Origin of the sequence: Phenylobacterium sp. (assembly GCF_030645195.1) — a bacterium.
GTDB lineage: Bacteria > Pseudomonadota > Alphaproteobacteria > Caulobacterales > Caulobacteraceae > Phenylobacterium.
The window spans coordinates 20,637-27,376 of the sequence record NZ_JAUSLW010000052.1 but is presented as its reverse complement, the minus strand read 5'-3'; the positions used below and the strand labels follow the sequence as shown (position 1 = coordinate 27,376).

The following is a 6,740-nucleotide window of genomic DNA, read 5'->3' as shown; positions in this document are numbered from 1 at the left end:
CCTGCATGGCTTCCATCCGACTCCGCGGAGCGCCCGACGCCCAGCTTCACCAGAAGGCCGATTCAACCTGCGGGCATTGATGGAGGTCAAGTTCGCGCGAGCGGAGAGTCAAGGGCCGCGGCGCTCAAGTCTTCAGCTTGTAGCCCGTCTCGAACATCCACAGGCAGGTGAAGAAGAAGGCGACCACCAGGCCCGCGGTCATGCCGACGCCGGCGCCCAGCGAGCCCTCGGCGTGGCCGATGAAGCCGTAGCGGAAGCCGTCGATCAGATAGAAGAACGGGTTGTAGTGGCTGGCCGAGCGGAACGGTTCGGGCAGGCGCTCCACCAGGTAGAAGGTGCCCGACAGGAAGGTCATGGGCATGATGATGAAGTTGGTCACCGCTGACATATGGTCGAACTTCTCGGCCCACAGGCCCGCCATGATCCCCAGCATCCCCAAGATCATCGCCGCCCCGGCGCCGAAATAGAGCACCGCCCACAGGTGGGTGATGGGCAGGTGGACGAAGGGCAGGACCGCCAGCCAGGTCACCGCGCCGACCACGATGCCGCGGGTGGCGGCGCCGAGGGCGAAGGCGGCCACGTGCTCGATGGGGGTGAGCGGCGGGGTCAGGAAGTCGCCGGTCAGGCCGTTCATCTTGGCCTGCAGCAGGCTCGACGCGGAGTTGGAGAAGGCGTTGTTGAGGATCTGCATCATGATCAGGCCCGGCGCCACGAAGGCGGCGAAAGCCACCCCATGGACCGGGGTGCGGGCGCCCTGGGCGGCCACCACGAAGACCATCATATAGAGTAGGGCCGTCACCACCGGGGCGGCCAGGGTCTGGGTCCCCACCTTCCAGAAGCGGCGGATCTCTCGGAGATAGAGGGTTCGGAAGCCGGCCCAGTTGACCCCGTGATAGTCGCGGGGCTCGGGCGGCAGGATGGCGGCGGTGGTCGGCATATCCTTCATGGGCGCTGATGTGCGCCCGGGCGCCGCGAAGCGCAAGAGTGCGACCTTCCGACGCTATATGTGGTTCCTGTGGACGAAGGAGGGGGCGCCTATTGTGGGTCTTAAGGATCTGTTTACGATATCTAGTAGTTGGTAAGGGCGTGAGCACGCTCTGCCACAACATATTGATCCTGGGTCTGCCGCACGGGGCTGCCGGAACCAGGACACCGCGGAGGCGAGACCATGGGTTGGACGGACGAACGGGTCGAGAATCTGAAAAAGCTCTGGCAGGACGGTCTTTCCGCCAGCCAGATCGCCAAGCAGCTTGGCGGTGTCACCCGTAACGCGGTGATCGGCAAGGTGCACCGGCTGGGCCTGTCGGGCCGCGCCACCCCCTCCAAGCCCGCGCGCCCGGTCTTCAAGGCCCCGCGTCCGCAGCGCGCCGTGGCCCAGCCCGCCGCCCCGCGCCGCATCGCCGAGCCCATGGTGGCCCAGGCCCCCGCGCCGCCGCCCGTGCGCTACATTGACGAGGCTCCCGGCTCGGCCACCGTGCTGACCCTCGGCGCCCACATGTGCAAGTGGCCGATCGGCGATCCGTCCACCGACGGCTTCACCTTCTGCGGCCGCCGCCAGGACGACGGTCCCTACTGCTCCGAACACGCTCGGGTGGCCTATCAGCCGGCCCAGGCCAAGAAGCGCTCGGGCCCCAACGAACTGGCCCGCTCGCTGCGTCGCTACATCTAGTCTGCCTTGGAGAGCTGGCGAGGGTTTGGGTTTGCGCCCACCCTCGCTAATCTCCCGCCATGACCGATCTCGTGGCGGAGTCGACCGACTCCAACGCCAAGCCCTATTCCGTCTCCGAACTCGCCTTCGCCCTGAAGCGGACGCTGGAGGACGCCTATGGCTTCGTCCGCCTGAGGGCGGAACTCTCCAAGGTCACCTTCCACGGCAACGGCCACGTCTACCTGACCCTGAAGGACGACCGCGCCGCCATCGATGGGGTGGTGTGGAAAGGTTCGGTGAAGAACCTGTCGGTCCGGCCCGAGCAGGGGCTGGAGGTGATCGTCACCGGCAAGATCACCACCTACCCGGCCGGCTCCCGCTACCAGATCGTCATCGAGACCATGGAGGCCGCCGGGGTCGGCGCCCTGCTGGCCCAGCTCGAGCGGCTGAAGGCGAAGATGCAGGCCGAGGGCCTGTTCGAGGCTTCGCGCAAGCAACCCCTGCCCGCCATGCCGATGGTGGTGGGGGTCATCACCAGCCCGACCGGGGCGGTGATCCGCGACATCCTGCACCGCATCCGCGACCGCTGGCCCTGCCGGGTCATCGTCTGGCCGGTGGTGGTCCAGGGCGACGCCGCCGCCGCCCAGGTGGGGAACGCCATCCAGCGCTTCAACGCCCTGGCCCCCGGCGGCCCCGTGCCGCGCCCCGACGTCCTGATCGTCGCGCGCGGCGGCGGCTCGGTGGAGGACCTCTGGGCCTTCAACGACGAGGGCCTGGCCCGCATCGTGGCGGCGGGGACGATTCCCTTGATCTCGGCGGTGGGCCACGAGACCGACACCACCCTCATCGACTTCGTCTCCGACCGCCGCGCCCCCACCCCCACCGCCGCGGCCGAGATGGCCACGCCCGTGCTCGTCGAACTGCGCGCCGCCATCGGCGACCTGTCGGCCCGCCTGCACCGCCAGGGCGGCCGGGTGGTGGCCGATCGTCGGCAAAGTGTGGCCAATGTCGGTCGGGCCCTCGATCGCGTCCCGGACCTTGTGGAGATGGCCGCCCAGCGCTTCAACCTCGCCGCCAGCCGCCTGGCCGCCGCCCTGAACGCCAACATCTCCATCCACGACAACCAACTGATCCGCACCGCCTCGCGCCTGTCGCCAGCCCTGCTCCAGCGGCCTCAGCAGGTGCGGAGCGAACGGTTGGCGGGGGTCTCGTCGCGCCTGTCGGCCGGCCTGGAGCGCAATGTCGCCGTCCATCGCGGCGAGCTCGCCCGCCTCACCATCCGCCTCACCCCGACCCTCCTCCAGCGGCCCCGGCAGCAGCAGGCCGAGGCGCTCTCCCGCACCGCCCTGCGCCTGCAGCCGGCCATGACGCGGAGCCTGGAGCGGATGACCGAACGCCTTGTCAGCCTTGGGAAACTCCACGCCTCAGTGGACCCCAGCGCGCCCCTGAAACGCGGCTTCGCCCGGGTGCACAGGGCCGACGGCTCCCTGGTCCGCGAGGGCGCGACCTTGCGCAGCGGCGAGGGCGTCAGCCTGGTTTTCGCCGACGTGGCGCGCCAGGCCACCATCGACGGGACCCCCAGCGCCGCGCCCGAACCGCCGCCGGTCCGGCCGGCTCGCCCCCCGCGGGCGCCGCCCTCGCCTTCCGCGCAGGGCGATCTGTTCTGAGCCCGTCGCGTGGGGTAGAGTGACGCCCATGAACGCCCATGATCGCAACCTCCCCGGCTCCACCGCCGACCTGGCCGTCCTCCACTATGGCGACGGCGAGTTCGTGGTCCTGAAACAGGGTCGCTACGTGCTGTGCGCGGTCTCCGGGGTGAAGATCCCGCTGGAGGCCCTGCGCTACTGGAGCGCCCCCTTGCAGGAGGCCTATGCCAGCCCGGCCGAGTCCCTGACCCGCTGGCAGGAAACCTACCGCTGAATCGGCGCGGCGCCCTCCTGGGCCTGGCGGCGGTCGGACTCGGGACTCCCGTCCGCGCGGCCGCGCCCGGCCTGTCGCTCTCCGGCCGCTACCGGCAGGGCGGCTTCGCGCTGGGCCGCACCACGCCCCGCGCCCAGGTCTTCCTCGATGGCCAGGCCGAGACCGTGGCCTCGGACGCCGGATATTTCGTCGTCGGCTTCGACCGCGACGCCGAGCCCCAGACCATCATCCGGGTGGTGACCGAGGACGGCGAGGCCAGCCACATCGCCAGGATCGCGCCGGGAAACTTCGACATCCAGCGCATCAATGGCCTGCCGCCCAACCAGGTGAACCCCACCGGCGAGGCCCTGCTGGCCCGCATCAAGGCCGAGGCCGAGCGCAAGGCCGAGGGCTTCGCCAGCCGCGCCGACATCGACGGCTTCAAGTCGGGCTTCATCGTTCCCCTGACGAAGTATCGGCAGAGCGCCCGCTTCGGCGGCCAGCGCATCCTCAACGGCGAGCCCCGCCCGCCCCACTACGGCGCCGACCTGGCCGCCCCCACCGGAACCCCGATCCGCGCGCCGGCCGACGGGATTGTGGCCCTGGCCGATCCCGACATGCATTTCGAGGGCGGCCTGACCATGATTGACCACGGCCAGGGCCTGATCAGCCTCTATCTGCACCAGTCGCGGATCGACGTGCGCCGCGGCCAGACGGTCAGCCAAGGCCAGGTCATCGGCGCCGTGGGCATGAAGGGCCGCGCCACCGGCCCCCACCTCTGCTGGCGCATGAAATGGCATGGCCGCAACCTCGACCCCATGCTGATGGTGGACGCCCGGACGCCGGCGTGACGGCGAGGGGGTTAGGGCCTCCCAACCTCCACGATCCAGTCACAGACGGTCGCGATCACCTCGGGCGCCAGGGTCGTCTCGATCTCCCCGTATTCCGACGGCGCGCCGGTGATGGCCGGCTGCAGGAAGTGGTTGAGGCCCGCCAGGGTCACCACGCGCGCCGCCGGATTGGCCGCCGTGATCGCCGGCGCGTGGGCTCCCGGCGGGGTCTGGAGATCCTCGCCAGCGAACACCACCAGGGTTGGACAGGCCAGGCGGCGCAGGCTGGCGGTGTGGTCATAGGTCGCCCAGTGGCGCCGCCAGGCCGAGGCGGCGATGGCGGCGCGGATCTCCAGGCGCTCGGGCGGGTAGGACTCGGCGGCGAGGATATCCCGCGCCAGGGCCAGGGTTTCGGCGGCGGTGGGCGCCTTGGAGGCCTCGGCGAGCGCGCGGACGAAGCGGACGGTGCGGTCGAAGTCGCGGGGAACACCGCCCACCATGCGGGCGGCGGCGAACATCTCAGTCTCCAGGATATCCTCGTCGGGGACACCGGTGGGGGTCATCATCACGCAGAAGGCGATGGCCGGGTCGGCGGCGGCGATATCCGCCGAGATGTGGCCGCCCTCGCTGTGGCCCAGCAGGCCGATCAGGCCGATGTCGGACCGGACTCTGAGGAACGCGATGGCCGCCGCCAGGTCGGCGGCGAAATCCCCGGTCGTGGCGGTGTCGAAGCGGCCCTCCGAGGCCCCCACCCCGCGCTTGTCGTAGCGCAGAGTCGCAAAGCCCCGGCGGGTGAGTTGGTCGGCCCAGAGCGCGAAGGGCCTGTGGCCAGCCACCATCTGGTCGCGGTCGGTCTGGCCGAACCAAGAGGAGAGCAGGATGGCGCGGTGCGGCCCCGGACCCGGCGGGCGGGTCAGGGTTCCCGACAGCCTGGCCCCGTCGGCGCCGGTGAAGACCACCGCCTCCACCTCATAGGGGAAGGGCGACTCCGGGGTCTGCGGCCGCGCCGCACGGACAGCGGGCGGCGCCACGCCGCGCGCGAAGCTCACCGGGAAGTCGACCGAGTTGTGGAAACAGGTCCCCTCCAGCCGATCGCCGACGCGGCCCAGGCTGAGGTCCAGATCGAACGGCACGGTCCGGAAGGCGATCTCCCCGCCCTTCCGTTCCAGCGGCAGGGCCAGGACGCCCGCCGAGCGGGTGTTGAACCAGACCGCATCGCCGTCTAGCCGGAATCCGAGCTTCACCTTCACCGCGCCGGTGTCGAGGACGCCGTGCCAGTCGCCTGAGAGATCTGAGGTCATGGGCCGAAAATCGGCGAGGTCCTGGCGTCCTGGCAAGGCACGATAGCTTGGCTTGATCGCGCCGACGCGGCCTGCCACCCTGTCATGGTCAGGGGTCTACGGGAGCCGGGCGCAGTTTCATGCGCTCGATGGCGGGCCACTCATTTTCGGGCCCGCTTGTAGATCTCGTTGGGCCAGCGCTTGTGGACCCAGAACCATTCGGTGGGCCGGTCGCGGACTCGGTCCTCGATGAAGGCGTTCACGCGGCGCACGCCGGCGGCGATGTCGGCGTTGCGCTCGCCGGTGTTCTTCAGGCGGATGGGATCGTGCACCACCACCTTGAAGCGGGCCTTGTGGGTGCGCTGCACCGACATGGGCTGCAGGGGGATGTCGAAGCGCAGGGCGAAGCTGGAGGGGCCGGGCGCGGTGTAGCAGGTGACCCCGAACAGTGGCGCGGCCACCCCGCCGTTGAATTTCTGGTCGTTCATCAGGGCCACGCATTCGCCCCGCGCCAGCGCCCGGATCAGCTCGCGGGCGCTCTCGGTCCCCTTCGGCGCGAACAGGCGCACGCCATAGCGGAAGCGGCTGCGGCGGAAGCTCTCGTCCACATAGGGATTGTTCATCGCCCGATAGGTGATCTGGCAGGTGATCCCGGCATGGACGATGGCGGCGGGCATGACCTCCATCGAGGAGAAGTGGCCGGAGATGAACACCACGGATTCGCCGGTCTCGGCGATCTGCTTCAGGCGCTCGGCGTTCACCACCTCGACCCGGGTGGGATCGCCCACGATCTTGTCGAGGATCGGGAATTCCAGGGCCACTCGCCCCGCCTCGGCCCAGCTCTCCCGGGTCAGGCGCTCGATCTCGGCGTCGTCGGCCTGGGGGAAGGCGATCCGCAGATTGGTCTGCACGACCCGGTGGGTGCTGGTGAGCGGCCCCAGGCGCTGGAACAGCCAGGCGCCGAAATCCGACACCGCATCGATGGGGAACAGCCGCGCCAGGCCGGTGACCAGGTCGTAGGCCAGGGCCTCAAGCCGCCAGACGACGTGCTGGGCCAGGGAGGGTCGCGCTTCCGCCATGGAC

Annotated in this window: 7 protein-coding genes; 4 read left to right on the top strand and 3 right to left on the bottom strand. The window is 70.0% G+C overall.

The annotated features are described in order from the left end of the window. Nucleotides 1-124 precede the first annotated feature (124 nt). A complete protein-coding gene (locus Q7T09_RS04560; protein WP_304698002.1) occupies nt 125-946 on the bottom strand; it encodes an ABC transporter permease in 822 nt (273 codons plus the stop codon). 222 nt (nt 947-1,168) lie between these two features. Here Q7T09_RS04560 and Q7T09_RS04555 point away from each other — a divergent pair, with 222 nt between their 5' ends. The 4 genes from Q7T09_RS04555 to Q7T09_RS04540 all read left to right on the top strand — a co-directional run bounded on the left by Q7T09_RS04555 (nt 1,169) and on the right by Q7T09_RS04540 (nt 4,398). After that, a complete protein-coding gene (locus tag Q7T09_RS04555) occupies nt 1,169-1,669 on the top strand; it encodes a GcrA family cell cycle regulator (RefSeq protein WP_304698001.1) in 501 nt (166 codons plus the stop codon). 59 nt (nt 1,670-1,728) lie between these two features. Continuing rightward, a complete protein-coding gene (xseA, locus tag Q7T09_RS04550; RefSeq protein WP_304697999.1) occupies nt 1,729-3,315 on the top strand; it encodes an exodeoxyribonuclease VII large subunit in 1,587 nt (528 codons plus the stop codon). Between the two features lie 28 nt (nt 3,316-3,343). Then, a complete protein-coding gene (locus tag Q7T09_RS04545) occupies nt 3,344-3,568 on the top strand; it encodes a DUF2093 domain-containing protein (RefSeq protein ID WP_304697998.1) in 225 nt (74 codons plus the stop codon). Nucleotides 3,569-3,732: 164 nt separating this feature from the next. Next, nucleotides 3,733-4,398, top strand: coding sequence for a M23 family metallopeptidase (locus Q7T09_RS04540; RefSeq protein WP_370689202.1), 666 nt, complete (start codon nt 3,733-3,735; stop codon nt 4,396-4,398). 11 nt (nt 4,399-4,409) lie between these two features. Here the strand turns inward: Q7T09_RS04540 and Q7T09_RS04535 are convergent, their stop codons facing one another. Together Q7T09_RS04535 and Q7T09_RS04530 are read right to left on the bottom strand one after the other, a co-directional pair. Next, nucleotides 4,410-5,678 (bottom strand): alpha/beta hydrolase, encoded by a 1,269-nt coding sequence (locus Q7T09_RS04535; RefSeq protein ID WP_304697997.1) that lies wholly within the window; start codon nt 5,676-5,678, stop codon nt 4,410-4,412. A gap of 140 nt (nt 5,679-5,818) precedes the next feature. Beyond that, a complete protein-coding gene (locus Q7T09_RS04530; protein ID WP_304697995.1) occupies nt 5,819-6,736 on the bottom strand; it encodes a lysophospholipid acyltransferase family protein in 918 nt (305 codons plus the stop codon). Between the last annotated feature and the right edge of the window lie 4 nt (nt 6,737-6,740).

Bases quoted from the DNA above. Each gene is read 5' to 3' on its own strand.
- Q7T09_RS04560 (WP_304698002.1), bottom strand. From the start codon at position 946: ATGAAGGATATGCCGACCACCGCCGCCATCCTGCCGCCCGAGCCCCGC.
- Q7T09_RS04555 (WP_304698001.1), top strand. From the start codon at position 1,169: ATGGGTTGGACGGACGAACGGGTCGAGAATCTGAAAAAGCTCTGGCAG.
- xseA (WP_304697999.1), top strand. From the start codon at position 1,729: ATGACCGATCTCGTGGCGGAGTCGACCGACTCCAACGCCAAGCCCTAT.
- Q7T09_RS04545 (WP_304697998.1), top strand. From the start codon at position 3,344: ATGAACGCCCATGATCGCAACCTCCCCGGCTCCACCGCCGACCTGGCC.
- Q7T09_RS04535 (WP_304697997.1), bottom strand. From the start codon at position 5,678: ATGACCTCAGATCTCTCAGGCGACTGGCACGGCGTCCTCGACACCGGC.
- Q7T09_RS04530 (WP_304697995.1), bottom strand. From the start codon at position 6,736: ATGGCGGAAGCGCGACCCTCCCTGGCCCAGCACGTCGTCTGGCGGCTT.